16 protein-coding genes are annotated in these 18,282 nt (G+C 74.5%); 12 read left to right on the top strand and 4 right to left on the bottom strand.

What is annotated here, in order from left to right; translation table 11 throughout:
- Positions 1 to 111 precede the first annotated feature (111 nt).
- A complete protein-coding gene (locus tag QRT04_RS00990) occupies positions 112 to 489 on the top strand; it encodes a DUF488 domain-containing protein (RefSeq protein WP_289453014.1) in 378 nt (125 codons plus the stop codon).
- 10 nt (positions 490 to 499) lie between these two features.
- Here QRT04_RS00990 and QRT04_RS00995 read toward each other — a convergent pair whose 3' ends face one another.
- Both QRT04_RS00995 and QRT04_RS01000 read right to left on the bottom strand, forming a co-directional pair.
- A complete protein-coding gene (locus QRT04_RS00995) occupies positions 500 to 1,723 on the bottom strand; it encodes an NAD(P)/FAD-dependent oxidoreductase (protein WP_289453015.1) in 1,224 nt (407 codons plus the stop codon).
- Positions 1,724 to 1,847: 124 nt separating this feature from the next.
- Positions 1,848 to 2,366, bottom strand: a complete 519-nt coding sequence (locus QRT04_RS01000; RefSeq protein WP_289453016.1) for a MarR family winged helix-turn-helix transcriptional regulator — start codon at positions 2,364 to 2,366, stop codon at positions 1,848 to 1,850.
- A 50-nt stretch (positions 2,367 to 2,416) separates the two neighbouring features.
- Between QRT04_RS01000 and idi the strand changes: the two genes are divergently transcribed.
- The 11 genes from idi to QRT04_RS01055 all read left to right on the top strand — a co-directional run bounded on the left by idi (position 2,417) and on the right by QRT04_RS01055 (position 16,219).
- Positions 2,417 to 2,950, top strand: a complete 534-nt coding sequence (gene idi / locus QRT04_RS01005) for an isopentenyl-diphosphate Delta-isomerase (RefSeq protein ID WP_289453017.1) — start codon at positions 2,417 to 2,419, stop codon at positions 2,948 to 2,950.
- Complete coding sequence (locus QRT04_RS01010; protein ID WP_289453018.1) at positions 2,947 to 3,972, top strand: polyprenyl synthetase family protein; 1,026 nt, start codon at positions 2,947 to 2,949, stop codon at positions 3,970 to 3,972. The genes idi and QRT04_RS01010 overlap by 4 nt, the downstream gene beginning before the upstream one ends.
- The gene (locus QRT04_RS01015) at positions 3,969 to 4,907 is read left to right on the top strand and encodes a phytoene/squalene synthase family protein (protein WP_289453019.1); all 939 of its coding nucleotides are present in this window, start codon (positions 3,969 to 3,971) and stop codon (positions 4,905 to 4,907) included. Before QRT04_RS01010 ends, QRT04_RS01015 begins: the two co-directional genes overlap by 4 nt.
- Positions 4,904 to 6,472 (top strand): phytoene desaturase family protein, encoded by a 1,569-nt coding sequence (gene crtI, locus QRT04_RS01020; protein ID WP_289453020.1) that lies wholly within the window; start codon positions 4,904 to 4,906, stop codon positions 6,470 to 6,472. Before QRT04_RS01015 ends, crtI begins: the two co-directional genes overlap by 4 nt.
- Positions 6,469 to 6,792, top strand: a complete 324-nt coding sequence (locus tag QRT04_RS01025; protein WP_289453021.1) for a lycopene cyclase domain-containing protein — start codon at positions 6,469 to 6,471, stop codon at positions 6,790 to 6,792. The genes crtI and QRT04_RS01025 overlap by 4 nt, the downstream gene beginning before the upstream one ends.
- Positions 6,789 to 7,121 carry a lycopene cyclase domain-containing protein gene (locus QRT04_RS01030; RefSeq protein ID WP_289453022.1) on the top strand — a complete coding sequence of 111 codons (333 nt, stop codon included), beginning with the start codon at positions 6,789 to 6,791 and terminating at the stop codon, positions 7,119 to 7,121. Before QRT04_RS01025 ends, QRT04_RS01030 begins: the two co-directional genes overlap by 4 nt.
- Positions 7,111 to 7,992, top strand: coding sequence for a prenyltransferase (locus QRT04_RS01035; RefSeq protein ID WP_289453023.1), 882 nt, complete (start codon positions 7,111 to 7,113; stop codon positions 7,990 to 7,992). The genes QRT04_RS01030 and QRT04_RS01035 overlap by 11 nt, the downstream gene beginning before the upstream one ends.
- Positions 7,993 to 8,080: 88 nt before the next feature.
- The gene (gene glgX / locus QRT04_RS01040) at positions 8,081 to 10,324 is read left to right on the top strand and encodes a glycogen debranching protein GlgX (protein ID WP_289453024.1); all 2,244 of its coding nucleotides are present in this window, start codon (positions 8,081 to 8,083) and stop codon (positions 10,322 to 10,324) included.
- Entirely contained in the window at positions 10,321 to 12,834 is a 2,514-nt protein-coding gene (treY, locus tag QRT04_RS01045) for a malto-oligosyltrehalose synthase (RefSeq protein ID WP_289453025.1), read from the top strand. The genes glgX and treY overlap by 4 nt, the downstream gene beginning before the upstream one ends.
- Positions 12,835 to 12,847: 13 nt before the next feature.
- Positions 12,848 to 14,608, top strand: a complete 1,761-nt coding sequence (gene treZ, locus QRT04_RS01050) for a malto-oligosyltrehalose trehalohydrolase (RefSeq protein ID WP_407653525.1) — start codon at positions 12,848 to 12,850, stop codon at positions 14,606 to 14,608.
- 198 nt (positions 14,609 to 14,806) lie between these two features.
- Positions 14,807 to 16,219 (top strand): HNH endonuclease signature motif containing protein, encoded by a 1,413-nt coding sequence (locus tag QRT04_RS01055; RefSeq protein WP_289453027.1) that lies wholly within the window; start codon positions 14,807 to 14,809, stop codon positions 16,217 to 16,219.
- A gap of 24 nt (positions 16,220 to 16,243) precedes the next feature.
- Here the strand turns inward: QRT04_RS01055 and QRT04_RS01060 are convergent, their stop codons facing one another.
- Both QRT04_RS01060 and zapE read right to left on the bottom strand, forming a co-directional pair.
- Positions 16,244 to 17,011 carry a glycoside hydrolase family 16 protein gene (locus QRT04_RS01060; RefSeq protein WP_289453028.1) on the bottom strand — a complete coding sequence of 256 codons (768 nt, stop codon included), beginning with the start codon at positions 17,009 to 17,011 and terminating at the stop codon, positions 16,244 to 16,246.
- 58 nt (positions 17,012 to 17,069) lie between these two features.
- On the bottom strand, positions 17,070 to 18,131 hold the full coding sequence (gene zapE / locus QRT04_RS01065) for a cell division protein ZapE (RefSeq protein WP_407653599.1): 1,062 nt from the start codon (positions 18,129 to 18,131) through the stop codon (positions 17,070 to 17,072).
- Positions 18,132 to 18,282 lie beyond the last annotated feature (151 nt).

Here is an 18,282-nt window from a genome sequence, read left to right on the forward strand (position 1 = left end):
GACACGGCCTGCGACATCGAGGTTAGCCGCCTCGTCACGCCGAATTCACGCATTCGGAGCCGTCAAGTTGTGAAGGCGCGCACATCACCCGCCGGGCGGAGACTGGTTTGCGTGATTCGCACGGCTCGCGTCTACGACCACCCCTCCGCCGGGCACCGGGTGCTGGTCGACCGCCTGTGGCCGCGGGGCGTCCGCAAGGACGACGCGCCGTTCGACGAGTGGCTGCGCGACGCCGCGCCCTCGACCGAGCTGCGGCACTGGTACGCGCACGACCCCGAGCGGTTCGACGGGTTCGCGGCGCGCTACCGCACGGAGCTCGCGGACCCGGCGGGTGTCGCGGCGCTCGACCGGCTCCGGGCGCTGGCGGCGGACGGCACCCTCGTGCTCGTCACGGCGGTGCGCGAGGTCGACCTGAGCCACCTCGTGGTCCTCCGAGCGGTCCTCGAGGAGGAGACCACGGACGAGCCGGCCGGCGCGTCCGCGGGCTGACGCGCCGCCGTCAGCGCAGCTCCGCCAGCGGCACGTCGGGGTCCGCGAGCCGGTCGCGGTCGACGACCGCGCGCGAGCGGATCAGCGCCTGCACGTCGTCGACGACGTCCCACACGTTGACGTTCATCCCCGCCAGGACGCGCCCCTCGCGGCGCCAGAACGCGACGAACTCACGCGCCTCGAGATCGCCGCGCACCACGACCTCGTCGTACCCATGGCTCCCGACGTGGCCGATGTACTCCATGCCGAGGTCGAACTGGTCGGTGAAGAAGTACGGGAGCGCGTCGTACGGCTCGTCGGCACCGACGATCGTGGCGGCCGCGGTCGCGGGCTGGTTGAGCGCGTTGGCCCAGTGCTCGACGCGCACGTGGGTGCCGAGGAACGGGTGCGCCGCGCGCGCGATGTCCCCGACGGCCAGCACGTGCGGGTGCGACGACCGCAGGTGCTGGTCGACCACCACGCCGTCCTCGACGCGCAGCCCGACGGCCTTCGCCAGGTCGGTGCGGGGCGCGGCGCCGATGCCGACCACCACGAGCTCCGCGTCGACCCGCGTGCCGTCGGCGAGCTCGACCGCACCCACTGCCGTCCCCGACCCGTCGGCGACGAGCGACGCGACCTCGGTGCGGACGCGCAGGTCGACGCCGTTCGACCGGTGCAGGTCCGCGAACACCTGCGCGAGCTCGCGGCCCAGCGGCGCGACGAGCGGCAGCGGGTCGCGCACCAGCACGCTCACCTCGCACCCCGCGGCGCGAGCGGCGGCCGCGACCTCGAGGCCGATCCAGCCCCCGCCGACCACCGCGACGTGCGGCCGTGCGGACAGCGCGGCCTTGAGGCGGTCCGAGTCGTCGAGCGTGCGCAGCACGTGCACGCCGGCGAGGTCGGAGCCGGGCACGTCGATCCTGCGCGGCTCCGAGCCCGTCGCGAGCACGAGGTGGTCGAACCCGGTGCGCGTGCCGGCGGCGTCGAGCACGTCACGGGCGGCCAGGTCGATCGAGGCGACCGACGTGCCGGTGCGGAGGTCGACGTCGTGCGCGGCGTACCAGTCCGGCGCGTGGACGAACGCCTCCTCGCGCGGCTGGCTGCCCTGCAAGTACCCCTTCGACAGCGGCGGCCGCTCGTACGGCCGCTCGGGCTCGGACCCGATCAACACGACGCGGCCGTCGTACGCCCGGTCGCGCAGGTGCTCCACCGTCTTCGCCCCGGCGAGCCCGCCGCCGACCACCACGACCGTCATCGCTGCGTCCCCTCGCCTTGCCCGAGCCTGACCAGCGCATTGTCCCCGGGACGCGCCCCGTCGCACCAGGCCGCGGCGGATCTGGCCGGGCTGGTGGGTCACCCGCGCGGGTCACCCGTGCGCGTCACCCGTGCGGGCGCGGCGAGAGCGGTGCGACGTGCCCCTCCTCGGCGATCTGGTCCGAGAGCGCGTCGAGGAACTCGCGCACCGCGGCCCGGGCCTCGACCGGCACGTCCCGCGCGATCTCCGCCATCCGTGCGTGCATCCGACCGAGCCGCTCGCGGATCTCGGAGCGCGCGTGGTCGGTGCTCGTCACGACGACCGAGCGACCGTCGCGCGGGTGCGGTGCGCGCACGAGGTGGCCCGAGGCCGTCAGCCGGTCGAGCAGCTTCGTCGTCGACGCCGTGGAGATGCCGAGGTAGCGCGCGAGGTCGTGCTGCTGGACCGTCTCCCCCGACTCCTCGGCGGCGATGACGTACTGCAGCGCCCTCAGGTCGGTGAGGTTCATGTCCATCCCCGCGCTGATCCGGCGCCGCATCTCCTCGTCCACCCGGCGGAACCGTCGGACGGCCTGGAGGAGATCGCGGACGTCGGGCTCGTTGGCGTACCAGAAGTGCCCGTCAGGGATTGCGCGGGTCGTCATGAGGGACATACTAGTGACGATTACTAGCCAGGCTAGCGAAATGGGTCCCGATGAACGATCGTGTCGTCCTGCTCGACGAGCGTGGCCTCCCCTGCGGGTCGGCGAGCCGCGAGGTCGTCCACGGCCCGGCGACGCCGCTGCACCTCGCGTTCTCCTGCTACGTGCTCCGCGGGGACGGCGCGATGCTCGTGACGCGGCGCGCGCTGACGAAGCGCTCGTGGCCCGGCGTCTGGACCAACGCGTTCTGCGGCCACCCTCGACCGGGCGAGCCGATGCGCGCGGCGATCCGCCGGCACGCGCGGCACGAGCTCGGCATCGCCGTGCGCGACGTCGAGCTGCTGCTGCCGGACTTCCGGTACAGCGCGACCGACGCGGCGGGCGTCGTCGAGAACGAGGTGTGCCCGGTGTACCTGGCCCGCTCCGACGACGACCCCACGCCCGATCCCGCCGAGGTCGCCGAGCTGGCGTGGGTCGACCCCGAAGACCTCGGCCGGGCGCTCGCCGCGGCGCCGTGGGCGTTCAGCCCGTGGCTGGTCGAGCAGGCGGCACGGCTCGTGCAGGGCGACGTGAGGGCGGCCTCGTGACCGGCGGGGCGTTCGACGGCTTCCTCGCCGCGGGCGCGACGCGTGCGGGGGCGCTCGGCGGCGAGATCGCCGAGCTCTGGGACGCGCTGGCCGACGCCGCCGACGGCGGGGCGCGCATGCGGCCGGCGCTGGTGCGGATCGCGTACGAGGCGCTGGGTGGACGCGCACCCGGGGGCGCCGACGAGGTCGCCGCCGCCGTCGAGATGCTGCACCAGGCGTTCCTCATGCACGACGACGTCATCGACCACGACATCGTGCGCCGCGGCAGGCTGAACGTCGCCGGCACGTTCCTCGCCCGCGCGGTCGCCGACGACGCACCGCCCGCGCAGGGCGCCGCGTACTCCGCCGCCGCGGGGATCCTCGCCGGCGACCTCGTGCTCGTCGGCGCGTACCGGCAGGTCATGCGTGCCGGCGCCGACGCGCGCACGACGGCACGGCTGCTCGACCTGTTCGACGAGGCCGTGCTCGAGACGGCGGCGGGCGAGCTCGAGGACGTGCGGGCGTCGCTCGGTGTCGACGACCTGACCGAGGCCGACGTGCTCCGGACGGCGGAGCGGAAGACGGCTGCGTACTCGTTCTCGCTCCCGCTGCGGGCGGGAGGACTGCTCGCCGGCGCGCCCGACGCGGCGCTGGGCACGCTCGACCGCGTCGGACGCAACCTCGGCGTCGCGTTCCAGCTGCGCGACGACGTGCTGGGCGTCTTCGGCGACGAGGAGGCGATCGGCAAGAGCACGCTCTCCGACCTGCGCGAGGGCAAGATCACGGCCCTGGTGCTGCACGCGCGCGGTACCGACCTGTGGGCCGAGCTCGCACCGTTCGTCGGCAACCCCCACCTCACGCCCGCCGGTGCGGAGCGTGCGCGATCGCTGCTGGTGCGCTGCGGCTCGCGGGGCCACGTCCAGCGGCTCGTCGACAGGTACGTCGCAGCCGCGCGCGAGGACGCCGCGAGCCTCGGCCTGCTCGGCGCTCTCGACGAGCTGCTCCGGGTGTTCGCGACGATCGACGCGGGACGCGCGGCATGAGCGCGTCGCCCGTGGCCGGGGACGAGCTCTACACGCGCGCGGCGCGGTCGGCCTCGGCCCAGGTGATCGAGGCCTACTCGACGTCGTTCGGGCGCGCCGCACGCCTGCTGCACGAGCCCGTGCGCACGCACGTGCGCTGCATCTACGCGCTCGTGCGCATCGCGGACGAGATCGTCGACTGCCCGGACCTCGGGATCGGCGCGGGCAGCGGTGTGCTCCCGCCCGACGAGCGCGCTCGCCGGCTGGACGCGCTCGAGGCCGAGACGGTCGCAGCGCTCGGGAGCGGGTTCTCGACGAACCTCGTGGTGCACGCCTTCGCCGCGACCGCGCGCGAGTGCGACATCGGCCTCGACCTCGTGCGCCCCTTCTTCGCCTCGATGCGCACCGACCTCGTCACGAGCAGCCACGACGACGCGTCGCTGTCGACGTACGTGTACGGCTCGGCCGAGGTCGTCGGGCTCATGTGCCTGCGGGTCTTCGTCGCCACGTCGGCCGACGCGCCGCCGGAGCGCGCCCGGCTCTACGAGCGCTGGGCGCCCGGTGCGCGGCGGCTCGGCGCGGCCTTCCAGAAGCTCAACTTCCTGCGCGACCTCGCGGCGGACGAGTCCGACCTCGGCCGCACGTACTTCCCCGGCGTCGACGCGGCGCACCTCACGGACGAGCAGCGCGACGCCCTCCTCGACGACGCCGACCTCGACCTCGCGGCCGCGGCAGCCGTGATCCCGCAGCTGCCGCGGTCGTGCCGCCGCGCCGTGCAGACGGCGCACGACCTGTTCGCCGCGCTCTCGCGACGCCTCCGGTCGACACCCGCCGCCGCGATCGCCGAGCACCGCGTCAGCGTGCCGCCCACCGCGAAGCTGCGGGTCGTCGCGCACTCGGCGCTCTCGGCGTACCGGCCGCGGCTCGGGTCGGCGTCCGCGCGGGCGGGGCGGTGAGCGCCCGTCGCGCCGTCGTGATCGGCGGCGGCGTCGCGGGCCTGCACACGGCCGCGCTGCTCGCGCGCGAGGGGTACGACGTCGACCTCGTCGAGCAGCGACCCACCGTCGGAGGCCGCGCGGGCGTCTGGGAGGCGGACGGCTTCCGGTTCGACACGGGCCCGTCGTGGTACCTCATGCCCGAGGTGTTCGAGCACGCGTTCCGGCTGCTCGGCACGGACGCCGCGACCGAGCTCGACCTCGTGCGCCTCGACCCGGCGTACCGCGTGTTCTTCGAGGGGCGCGGGTCCCTCGACGTGCGGACCGGCGAGGCGCCCGGCGCGTTCGAGCGCGTCGAGCCCGGCGCCGGCGCGGCCCTCGAGCGGTACCTGGCCTCGGCCCGCACCACGTACGAGCTCGCGACCGACCGGTTCCTGTGGTCGACCTGGGGCCGCGAGGCGTGGACGCCCGACCTCCTGCGCCGAGCGCCCCGCCTCGTGCAGCTCCTGTCGGTGTCCCTCCACCGGTACGTCGCGCGGCGCTTCGCCGACCCGCGGCTCCGCCAGGTGCTCGGCTACCCCGCGGTGTTCCTCGGGACCGAGCCCCGACGGGCACCGGCGCTGTACCACCTGATGAGCCACGCGGACCTGACGGAGGGCGTGCTCTACCCGCGGGGCGGCATCGGCGAGGTGGTCGGGGCGTTCGCGCGCCTCGCGGAGCGGCTCGGCGTCCGCGTCCGCACGAGCACGCGCGCCACGGGGATCCACGTCGACCGCGAGGCCGCGTCGGCGGGTGCGAGCCGTGCCCGCGTCCGCGCGGTCGAGGTCGAGGGACCCGACGGGCCGACGGTGCTCGACGCGGAGGTCGTCGTGGGCGCGGGTGACCTGCACGACCTCGAGACGCGGCTGGTCCCGGCCGACCTGCGCACGTACCCGGAGCGGTGGTGGGCGCGCCGCGACCCCGGGCCGGGCGTGGTGCTCGTGATGCTCGGCGTCCGCGGGCGCGTGCCCGAGCTCGCGCACCACTCGCTGTTCTTCACGGCGGACTGGGACGCGAACTTCGCGGCGATCCGTGCGCGCACCGTGCCCGAGCCGGCGTCGATGTACGTCTGCGCGCCCTCGCGCACAGACCCGTCGGTCGCGCCCGCCGAGCACGAGAACCTGTTCGTGCTCGTGCCCGTGCCGGCCGACCCCGCGATCGGTCACGGCGGGCTGGACGGCCGCGGCGACCCGGTGGTGGAGAGGGTCGCGGACGCGGCCGTGGCGCGCCTCGCCGCGTGGGCCCGGGTGCCGGACCTGGCGGAGCGGGTCGTCGTGCGGCGGACGGTGGGCCCCGCCGACTTCGCGCACGACCTGTCCGCGTGGTCGGGCGGCGCGCTCGGACCGGCGCACACGCTCCGGCAGAGCGCGATGCTGCGGGCGCGCGGCGCCTCACGGCACGTCGACGGCCTGCTCTACGCGGGGGGCTCGACGACGCCCGGCATCGGGCTGCCGATGTGCCTGATCAGCGCCGAGCTCGTCATCAAGCGGCTGCGCGGCGACGCGACGACCGGGCCGCTGGCCGAGCCGGTGGCGGTGGCACCGTGAGGGGCGCGTACCTGCTGGTGCTGCTCGTCGCGCTCGGCGGCGTGGCCGCGGTCGACGCGCGGTGGCGGCTCGTCCTCGCCGCCGACCGCCGCGCCGGCCTGGTCGCCGTCGGTGCGGGCGTCGTCCTCTTCCTCGCGTGGGACGCGGTGGCGCTGGCCAGCGGCTTCTACTCGCGCGGTGGCGCCGACGCGCTGCTCGGCGTGGACGTGCTGCCGCGCCTCCCGGTCGAGGAGGTCGTGTTCGTGACGTTCCTCGCCTACCTCGCGGCCGTCGTGCACGCGGTCGCCTCGCGGCTCGGCGCCGGGCGGGACGAGCCGTGAGCTACCTCGGGGTCGACGTCGTGTTCGTCGCGGTGGCAGCCGCGACGTTCGCCGTCGCGCTCGTCCGCCACCCCGACCGGGCGCAGTTCGCCGTCGCGACCGCCGTCACGACTGCGGTGCTCGTCGCACTCACCGTCGTCTTCGACGGCGTCATGATCGGCGCGGACCTGTTCCGGTACGACGCGGGCAGCCTCGCCGGGCCGCACGTCTGGCGCGTGCCGATGGAGGACCTCGCGTGGCCGCTGGCGGCGGCGCTGCTGGTGCCGTCGGTCCGCTCGCTGGCCGCACGGCGCGCGGTCCGTGCTCCGGAGGTGAGCCGTGCCGGTTGACGTGGCGCGCAGGTCGACCGTCGCGGAGCTCGTCCGCGCGTCCCGGCCGTTGTCGTGGGTCAACACTGCCTACCCCTTCGCGGCGGCCTACCTGCTCGCCGGTGGGACCGTCGATCCGCTGCTCGTCGTCGGGACGCTGTACTTCCTCGTCCCGTACAACCTCGCGATGTACGGGATCAACGACGTGTTCGACCACGAGTCCGACCTGGCGAACCCCCGCAAGGGCGGCGTCGAGGGCGCGCTGCTCGACGACCGGCTGCACCGCACGACGTTGTGGGCCGCGCTCGCGCTCAACCTGCCGTTCGTCGTGGTGCTGCTCGCCGCGGGGACGTGGCTCTCGGGGGCCGTGCTCGCCGTGAGCGTGGCCGCCGTCGTGACGTACTCGGCCCCGCCCGCGCGGCTCAAGGAGCGGCCGGTGCTCGACTCGCTGACGTCGAGCACGCACTTCGTCAGCCCCGCGGTGTTCGGGGTGGCGCTCGCGGGCGGTGCGTTCACGGGACCCGTGCTCGCGGTGCTCGCCGCGTACTTCTTGTGGGGCTGCGCGTCGCACGCGTTCGGCGCGGTGCAGGACATCCGGGCGGACCGTGCCGCCGGCATCGGCTCGGTCGCCACCCGGTTCGGGGCCGCCTGGACCGTGCGCCTGTCGATCGGGTGCTACGCCGCCGCTGCGCTGCTCGCGCTGCTCGCGGGCTGGCCCGGTGCGCTCGCCGCGCTGGTCCCGCTCCCCTACCTCGTCTCGGTGTGGCCGTACCGCGACCTGGACGACGCGCGGTGCGAGGAGGCGCACGCCGGCTGGCGCCGGTTCCTGTGGCTCAACCTCGTCATGGGCTTCCTCGTGACGCAGGCGTTCATCGTCGCGAGCCTGGTGTGACGGCCCTGGGCGCGGCTTCCGTTGTGGCGCACGGCACACCCGGACTCCTGCCCAGGACGAGACCGCCGCAGGCTGGCACGCTGGGCCAATGCTGATCTGGCCTGGACGTCCCTACCCGCTCGGCGCGACGTACGACGGCTCCGGGACCAACTTCGCGATCTTCTCCGAGGTCGCGGACCGCGTCGAGCTCTGCCTCATCGACGCCGACGGGAGCGAGCAGCGCGTCGACCTTCCCGAGGTGGACGCGTTCGTCTGGCACGGCTACGTCCCCGCGGTCATGCCCGGCCAGCGCTACGGCTTCCGGGTGCACGGCCCGTACGACCCGGCGCGCGGCCACCGCTGCGACCCGAGCAAGCTGCTGCTCGACCCGTACGCGAAGGCGATCGACGGCCAGGTCGACGGCGACCCGTCGCTCTACTCGTACAAGTTCGACGCCCCGGACCAGCGCAACGAGACCGACTCGGCGGGCCACACGATGACGTCGGTCGTCATCAACCCGTACTTCGACTGGGCGCACGACCGCCCGCCGCGCCACGAGTACCACGAGTCCGTGATCTACGAGGCGCACGTGCGTGGCCTGACGCAGCTCCACCCAGGTGTCCGGCCCGAGCTGCGCGGCACGTACGCGGGGCTCGCCCACCCGGCGACCATCGAGCACCTCACGTCGCTCGGGGTGACGGCGGTCGAGCTCATGCCGGTCCACCAGTTCGTCAACGACCCCTCGCTGCAGGAGAAGGGGCTCTCGAACTACTGGGGCTACAACACCATCGGCTTCTTCGCGCCGCACAACGGCTACGCCGCGTACACGCAGCCCGGCCAGCAGGTGCAGGAGTTCAAGACGATGGTCAAGGAGCTCCACGCGGCCGACATCGAGGTGATCCTCGACGTGGTCTACAACCACACCGCCGAGGGCAACGAGAAGGGCCCGACGCTCAGCTTCCGCGGCATCGACAACGCGAACTACTACCGGCTCGTGGACGACGACCCGGCGCACTACTTCGACACGACGGGCACCGGGAACTCGCTGCTCATGCGGTCGCCGCACGTGCTGCAGCTGATCATGGACTCGCTCCGGTACTGGGTCACCGAGATGCACGTCGACGGCTTCCGGTTCGACCTCGCGGCGACGCTGGCCCGCCAGTTCCACGAGGTCGACCGGCTGTCCGCGTTCTTCGACCTGGTGCAGCAGGACCCGGTCGTCTCGCAGGTCAAGCTCATCGCCGAGCCGTGGGACGTCGGCGACGGCGGCTACCAGGTCGGCGGCTTCCCCCCGCTGTGGTCGGAGTGGAACGGCAAGTACCGCGACACGGTGCGCGACTTCTGGCGCAGCCAGCCGTCGACGCTCGGCGAGTTCGCGAGCCGCATCTCGGGCTCGTCGGACCTGTACGAGCACACGGGCCGGCGCCCCATCGCCAGCGTCAACTTCGTCACCGCGCACGACGGCTTCACGCTGCGCGACCTCGTCTCGTACAACGACAAGCACAACGAGGCGAACGGCGAGGACAACCGCGACGGCGAGAGCTACAACCGCTCCTGGAACTGCGGCGTCGAGGGCCCGACCGACGACTCGCACATCAACCAGCTGCGGGCCCGGATGCAGCGCAACTTCCTCACGACGTTGCTGCTCAGCCAGGGCGTGCCGATGATCCTGCACGGCGACGAGCTCGGCCGCACGCAGCAGGGCAACAACAACACGTACTGCCAGGACAACGAGCTGTCGTGGGTCGACTGGGACCTCGACGACCAACGCACCGCCCTGCTCGAGTTCACGCGCCGCGTCGTGCGGCTGCGCAAGGAACACCCGGTGTTCCGCCGGCGCCGGTTCTTCGCGGGCGCGGCCGAGCACGGTGGCGAGTCGGAGCTGCGCGACATCGCCTGGTTCAACCCCGCCGGCGACCACATGGCCGACGACGCGTGGACCGGCGAGGACGCCCGTGCGGTCACGGTGTTCCTCAACGGAGACGCGATCCCCGAGCCGGACATGCGCGGCCGCGGCATCACGGACGACAGCTTCCTCATCCTGTTCAACGGGCAGCTCGAGGCGACGACGTTCACGATCCCCGACGCGGAGTACGGCACGACGTGGACCGTGGTCCTCGACACCGACTCGCAGGTCGACCCGGGCGACACGATCGACGCGGGCGAGGACCTCGCGCTCGCGCACCGCTCGATGGTCGTGCTGACGCGCCCGGCGGAGATGCCCGCGACGGAGGCGCGCGAGCCCGAGGCGTCGATGGTGCCGCAGGTCCGGCAGGAGCCGACGCCGCCGGTGCGGCCGAAGCCGGCCACGACGCGACGCCGCACGTCGAAGCCGCGGACGCCGCCCGCATGACGGCGGAGCCGCGCCCCACGTCGGCCCACCGGCTGCCCGCGCCGGGACGGCCGGTGCCGACCTCGACGTACCGGGTGCAGCTCGGCGCCGACCTCACGTTCGACGACGTGACGGCGCGGGTCCCGTACCTCGCGTCGCTCGGCGTGACGCACCTGTACCTGTCACCGGTCCTGCGCGCGGCGCCCGGCTCGACGCACGGGTACGACGTGGTCGCGCACGACGAGGTCTCGCCGGTGATCGGCGGCCGCGCCGGGCTCGACCGGCTGGCGCGTGCCGCGCACGACGCGGGGCTGGGCCTGGTGCTGGACATCGTGCCGAACCACATGGCGGTGCCGACGCCGGCATGGCACAACCGGCCGCTGTGGTCCGTGCTCGCCGAGGGACCCGACTCGCCGTACGCGCGCTGGTTCGACGTCGACTGGTCGGCGGGCGAGGGCGCGCTGCTCGCGCCCGTGCTCGGTGACCGCATCGGCGCGGTGCTCGCACGCGACGAGCTCGCGCTCGACGAGGTCGACGTGCCCGGTGCCGGACCGACGACCGTGCTGCGCTACTTCGACCACGTCTTTCCGGTGCGGTCCGGCACGGAGTCGCTGCCGCTGGCCGACCTGGTCGACCGCCAGCACTACCGGCTCGCGTACTGGCGCGTGGCCGACGAGGAGCTCAACTACCGGCGCTTCTTCGACGTCGGCACGCTCGTCGCGGTGCGCGTCGAGGACCCCGAGGTGTTCGACGCGACCCACGCGCTCGTGCTCGAGCTGCTCGCCGACGGCACCATCGACGGCCTGCGGATCGATCACCCGGACGGGCTGGCCGACCCGGGCGGCTACCTCGCGCGCCTGCGCGAGGCGAGCGGCGACGCGTGGGTCGTCGTCGAGAAGATCCTCGAGGCCGACGAGGCGCTCCCGGCCGACTGGGACACCGCGGGCACCACCGGGTACGACGCCGCGTGGCGGATCGGCCAGGCGTTCGTCGACCCCGGGGGCGCGGCGCCGCTGGGGGCGCTCATGCACCGCGTCACGGGCGACTCGTCGGAGGACTTCCCGGGCGTGGTCGAGGCCGCGAAGCGCGAGGTGGTCGACGGGCCGCTCTACGCCGAGGTCCGGCGGCTGACGGCGCTCGCAGCGAGCATCTGCCACGACGACCTGCGCCTGCGCGACCACACCTGGCGGTCGCTCGAGGACTGCCTGATCGAGCTGCTCGTCGCGTTCGACCGCTACCGCGCGTACGTGGTGCCCGGCCGGCCCGTGCAGCCGGTCGACGCCGACGTGCTCGAGGCGGCCGCGCGCATCGCCCGGTCGCGGCTGTCGGTCGAGCGCGACGCGACGATGGACGTGCTCGTCGACCTGCTGCTCGGGCGCGAGGTCGGCAGCGCGGGCCGGACGCGGGGCGCGCGGCGCGACGAGCTGGTCGTGCGGTTCCAGCAGACGTGCGGCGCCGTCATGGCCAAGGGCGTCGAGGACACCGCGTACTACCGGTGGACGCACCTCGTCGGCCTGTGCGAGGTCGGCGGCGACCCCGAGCGGTTCGCCCTCACGCCGACCGAGCTGCTCGCGTGGGCGTCGCACCAGCAGGTCGGCTCGCCGCTCGGCATGACGACGCTGACGACGCACGACACGAAGCGCGGCGAGGACACGCGCGCCCGGCTCGGCGTGCTGTCCGAGCGGGCCGACGAGTGGGCGGCCCTCGTCGACGCGCTCCGCGCGACGAGCGCGCCGTACCGCTCCACGCTGCTCGACGGCCGCACCGAGTACCTGCTCTGGCAGACGCTGGCCGGCACGTGGACGGCCGACGGGCCCGTCGAGGGCAGCCGGCTCGAGGAGTACCTCGTCAAGGCGATCCGCGAGGCCAAGACGCACACCACGTGGACCTCGCCCGACCGGCGGTACGAGGACGCGGTGCTGCGCGCGGCGCGGGCGGCCCTGGGCGACCCCGTGGTGCTCGAGCTGCTGAGCGGCTGGGAGCAGCGGACGCGCGAGGCGGTGCGCGCCGCGACGCTCGGCACGAAGCTCGTCCAGCTGACGTTCCCCGGGGTGGCCGACGTCTACCAGGGCACCGAGGTGCCGAACCCGACGCTGGTGGACCCGGACAACCGCCGGTACGTCGACGTCCATCCGCTGTCCGCCCGGCTCGCGCGCCTCGACGACGGCGCCGGGCCGCGCGACCTCGCCGACGAGAAGCTGCTCGTCACGTCGCGCGCGCTGCGACTGCGGCGCGACCTGCCGGCCGCGTTCGTCGGCCCGGACGCCGGCTTCCGGCCGCTCGCCCACTCGTCGGGCAACACGCTCACCTACGCGCGGACGGTGGCCGGGGAGCCGCGGGTCGCCGTGGTCGCGACGCGGCTCGCGACGATCGTCGAGCGGCTGGGCGGCTGGGCCGACCACTCGATCGCGCTGCCCGACGGCGAGTGGCGCGACGTGCTCAGCGGTGCGACGCGCGCCGGCGGGGTCCGGCCGGTGGCCGAGCTCCTCGAGCGGCTCCCGGTCGCGCTGCTCGTGCAGACGGACGGCTGACGTGCGGCCGCGCGTGTGGGCACCGACCGCCGACCTCGTCGAGCTCGTGCTGGAGCACGCCCGGCACGTGATGCGTCCCGAGGATCGCGGCCCCGAGGACGAGGGCTGGTGGGTGTCGGACACCGACGTCGCGCCCGGCACCGACTACGCGTTCTCGCTCGACCGCGGTCCGGCGCGGCCCGACCCGCGCAGCGCGTGGCAGCCGCACGGCGTGCACGGACCGAGCCGCGCCTTCGACGCGGGCGCGTTCGCGTGGAGCGACGCCACGTGGCGCGGCCTCGACGTGCGCGGTCGGGTCCACTACGAGCTCCACGTCGGCACGTTCACGCCGGAGGGAACCCTCGCGGCGGCCGCCGGGCGGCTCGGCGCCCTCGCAGAGATCGGCGTCGAGGTGGTGGAACTGCTGCCGATCGCGGCGTTCGACGGCGACCGCGGGTGGGGCTACGACGGCGTCGCCCTCTGGGCGGTGCACGACGCCTACGGAGGTCCCCGTGCGCTGCAGGCGTTCGTCGACGCCGCCCACGCGCTCGGCCTCGCCGTGTGCCTCGACGTCGTGCACAACCACCTCGGCCCGAGCGGCAACTACCTCGCCGAGTTCGGCCCGTACTTCACGGACGCGCACCACACGCCCTGGGGTGCCGCGCTGAACCTCGACGGCCCCGGCTCGGACGAGGTGCGCCGCTGGATCTGCGACGGCGCGCTGCGCTGGTTTCGCGACTTCCACGTCGACGCCCTGCGGCTCGACGCCGTCCACGCGTTGGTCGACGACTCGCCGCGCCACGTCCTGGCGCAGCTCTCCGACGAGACGGCGGCGCTGGCCGCGACGCTCGCCCGGCCGCTGTCGCTCGTCGCCGAGTCGGACCTCAACGACGTGGTCTCGCTGACGCCGACGGCGGCGGGCGGCTGGGGCATGACGGCGCAGTGGGCCGACGACGTGCACCACGCCGTCCACGCGCTGCTCACCGGCGAGCGTCACGGGTACTACGTCGACTTCGGGTCGCCGCAGACGTTGCGCAAGGCGCTCACCGACGTGTTCGTCCACGACGGCGAGTGGTCGACGTTCCGCGGCCGGCCGTGGGGCCGACCCGTCCCGCCGGACGTCGACGGCCACCGGTTCGTCGTCTTCGCGGCCAACCACGACCAGGTCGGCAACCGCGCCGTGGGCGACCGCCCGTCGGCCACGCTCGACGCGGGACTTCAGGCGGTGGAGGCGGCGCTCGTGCTGCTGTCGCCCTTCACCCCGCTCCTCTTCATGGGCGACGAGTGGGGCGCGAGAACGCCGTGGCAGTTCTTCACCGACCACCGCGACCCCCAGCTGGCGCGCGCCGTGACCGAGGGTCGGCGGGCCGAGTTCGCGGGCCACGGCTGGTCCGGCGACGGCCGCGAGCCTGATGTCCCCGACCCGCAGGACCCCGCGACGTTCGCGCGCAGCACGCTCGACTGGTCGGAGCGCGACTCGCCGGACCGCGCACGGATGCTGGCCTGGACCCGCCGGCTCACGCGCCTGCGCGGGGAGGTCCCCGACCTCGGGTCCGGCGACCGCAGCTCGACCGACCTGTCGTGGGGCGGCGCCGTCGACGACGCTGGGCGGCCCGCGTGGCTGGTCGTCCGGCGAGGGTCGGCGCTGGTCGTCTGCAGCCTGGCGCCGTCGCCCGTGGATGTGCCGCTCGGGCGCGCCGGGTGGACGGTGCTCGCGTCGTGGAGCGGCGAGGACGCGGCTCGCGGCGAGCGCGTCGCGATGGCCGGCCGTTCGGTCGCGGTGCTCGCGCACTAGGGCCGGACAGTCGAGCGGCGCGCGCGTCCGTCATGCGGACGTGCGCTGAGGCTGCGCCCCCTGCCGCCGGCGCGGTGATGAGCAACGCTCGAGACGACCGGGGCCTCGTGATCGCCGATGCCCACTCTGGCCTGTGGATGTCTCTCCAGGTCAGAGCCCGATTGGTACACTTGTACGAATCGAATGGAAGGCGGAGACATGGACGGCAGCACGGCCGAGGCCGCGACGTCTGCGTCTCCGCTCGCCTCGGATCGAGCGTCCTCACGCCCCCGCGACCTGCCCGCCACGGGCCTCCGCTCGAGCGACCTCGTCGAGCTGCTCGAGTCCTCCGACCCGGCCGATCTGCACGAGCTGGACCTCCTGGGCGCGGTCGCGGGCTGGCAGCAGGTCATCGGCCAGGCGCTCGCCGCCCAGGCCGGGGTGGTCGCCGAGCTGATGGCCCGTCGGCCGGCCACGTCGTCCTACCCCGTCGACGATCTGTGCGCGCTCGCCACCACGTCGTACGGCGCGGGCGCGCTGATCGCCCGCGGGGACGGACTGCGCGCGCATCCGCTGCTGGCCGATGCGCTGCGCACCGGCCTGCTGGACCAGCGCAAGGTCGACGTGCTCCTCGACGAGGTGGCGCGGCTGCCGCGCGACGCGGCGGACGGCGTCCTGCGGGCGGCACTCGACGACGCGGACGGGATGACCGCACCGTTCCTGCGACGCCGTGTCCGCCGGCTCGTCGCCGCCGTCGACCCCGAGGCCGCGACGAAGCGCGCGGAGAAGGCGCGTAGCGACCGGTGCGTCCGGCTGGACTGGGCGGGCGACGCGATGGCGTGGGTGTCCGCGCTCCTGCCGGCCGCCGACGCGGTCGCCGCGTTCTCGGTCGTCGACACGCTCGCCGATGCCGCCCAGAGCGACGGCGACGACCGCACGCTCGCCCAACGTCGCGCGGACGCGTTCGGCGACGTGTTCGGCGCGATCCTGGCCGACGGTCGGACGCCCGCGGGTCAGCGCCTGCCGTCTCGGCAGGGCGACGCACCGGGGATCCACCTGACGCTCGCGGCCTCGACGTGGGTCGGCGACGACGACATGCCCGGCGAGCTCGCCGGCTACGGAGCGATCCCGGCCCCGATCGCCCGCGAGCTCGCGGCTGCGGCGACGCGCCTCCGGCGGGCGGTCATCGACGAGGAGGGCCACCTGCTCGCCCTCGGCCCCCACCTGACGCGGACGCCCGACCCTGCGACCGGCTACCGACCAGGCGCCCCGCTGCGCCGGTTCGTCGTCGCGCGCGACGAGTCGTGCGTCTTCCCCGGGTGCAGGCGGGCCGCCGAGAAGTGCGACCTCGACCACATCGAGCCGTACGACCACGACCGGAGCCCGGTCGAGCAGACGATCGCGTCGAATCTCCCACCGTTGTGCCGACATCACCACCGGTCGACGACGCACCACGGCTGGCGGATGCGCCGAGACTCGCAGACCGGCGACGTCCACACGACGACCCCGGACGGCATCACCTACGTGCGCCCCGCGACGACGATCCTGCTGACGCGCTCGGCGTACGAGCACGCTCTGGCCGGCCCCCCGGACCGGGCCGAGCCGCCGCCGGAGCCGCCGCCACCGTTCTGAGGTCGCCGCGAGGACGGCCGAGGCTCAACCGCGGCCGCGCACGCGGTCGATCTCGAGCCGGGGCACGTGGTCGCGGTCGTCCGCGCTCGCCCGGTCGGGGAAGTCGAACACCGCGAGCATCAGCTGGAGCGGGTAGGTCGGTGGCGCGGCGCACGTGCGGACCGCCTCGCCGTCGACGGTCGTCTCGAGCACCGACGCGTCCCAACGCGCGCCGTAGGTGTGCCACTCCGTGACGTCCACCGGCAGCCGCGGCGCGGCGAAGTCCTCCGTGACCGCCGGGTCGCGGAACCGGTGCAGCCCGCTGCCCACCGCCGCCGAGCGCCCCGGCTCGACCGCGTCGCTGAAGATCTCGAAGACGCAGATCTCGGCGCACCGCTCGGGTTCGTCCTCGAGGCCGACGAGCCACGCGGAGACCATCGAGCGACCCGCGACGTCGGCGCGTGCGCGTACCTCGACCCAACCGGGGCCAGGTGTCCAGCCCGCGAACGGCTCCTGCGCCTCCCGGACGCGCAGCCCGTCCCGGTACGGCTGCTGCCCGCGCGTGGTCCCCACAGCGCCCGACCAGCTCGCCGTCTGGACGCCGCTCACCCGTAGCGCCGGCTCGTGGTCGCCGGCGCACCACAGTCCCTGCGCGGGCGGGATGGTCAGCACGAGGCAGGAGCCGCGCACCGCGTAGGTGGCCGCCGACCGGGCGCGCGAGCTCCACGCGGGCAGGTAGTGCGGGAACCAGACGGCTCGATCGAGGTCGGTGCCGCCGAAGTCGTCGTCGAGCTCCCCGCCGCGCGGCTGCATGGCTCAGTCAAGCGCCTCCCACCGGCGGGGGCGCGGCATCACGTGACGCCCGTGTCGGTCAGCCGACGAGCGCCGCTCCGTCCGCGGCGAGTGCCCCGAGCCGCGAGAGCGCGCGCAGGTACTTCTTCCGGTACCCGCCCTCCAGCATCTCGGGCGAGAACAGCACGCTCTCCCCCGCACCGCCGAGCAGCACCGGGACGTCGCGGTCGTACAGCCGGTCCACCAGGACGACGACGCGCAGCGCGACGTCCTGCGTCGGGACCGCGCGCAGGCCGGTCAGGCCCACGAGCCGGACGCCGTCGAGCAGCGCGCCGTACCGGCTGGGGTGCACCGTCGCGAGGTGGTCGAGGAGCGCGCCGAAGTCGTCGAGCGTCGCACCCTCGTGGTCGCCCGCGGCCGTGCGCACCTCGTCGTCCGCGAGACCCTCGGCGTCCGTGACGACCGAGCGGTGCCGGAAGTCGTCGCCGTCGATGCGCAGCACCTCGAACCTGGCGGCGAGCGCCTGGATCTCGCGCAGGAAGTCCTCGGCCGCGAACCGGCCCTCGCCGAGCGATCCGGGCAGCGTGTTCGACGTCGCCGCGAGCGAGACCCCGCGGTCGGCGAGCTCGCGCAGCAGGCGGCTCATCAGCACCGTGTCGCCGGGGTCGTCGAGCTCGAACTCGTCGATGCACACCAGCCGCTTGGCCGCGAGCGCCTCGACGGTCGGCAGGAAGGCGAGGGCCCCGACGAGGTTCGTGTACTCGACGAAGGTGCCGTACGCGGTGCGCTCGACGCCGACGGCGTGCGCGAGCGCGGCCAGCAGGTGCGTCTTGCCGACGCCGAAGCCCCCGTCGAGGTACACGGCGACGGGCTCGACCTTGTGCCGCCGCCAGAACCCCGCGCGGCCCGAGGAGTCGACGACCTGGAGGGCCGCTCGCTGGAGCCGCGCCCGCGCCTCGGCCTGCGACGGGTGGGCCAGGTCCGGCACGTACGTCTCGAACGAGGCGGCCGCGAAGTGCCGCGGCGGCACGAGCTCGGCGATCAGCCGGTCGGGCGCGACCACGGGCCGGCGGTCCGTCAGGCTCGCGGGGCCGGTCGCGCGGGGGGCAACGCTACGGTCTGCGTCTGCGTCCGGGGCGATCACGATGGGCCAGCCTACGTCGGCGGGGCGTGGGTCTCGTCGCGGACCTCACCCCGCCCGAGAAGCCGATCTGGACGGCCGTCCCAGATGTCGGCGCCCAGATCTCACCATCCGGACCCGTCATCGACCGATGCCGATCCGTCTGTCAGCC

The sequence above is a fragment of the Cellulomonas alba genome (assembly GCF_030362835.1).
Classification (GTDB): Bacteria; Actinomycetota; Actinomycetes; order Actinomycetales; family Cellulomonadaceae; genus Cellulomonas; species Cellulomonas alba.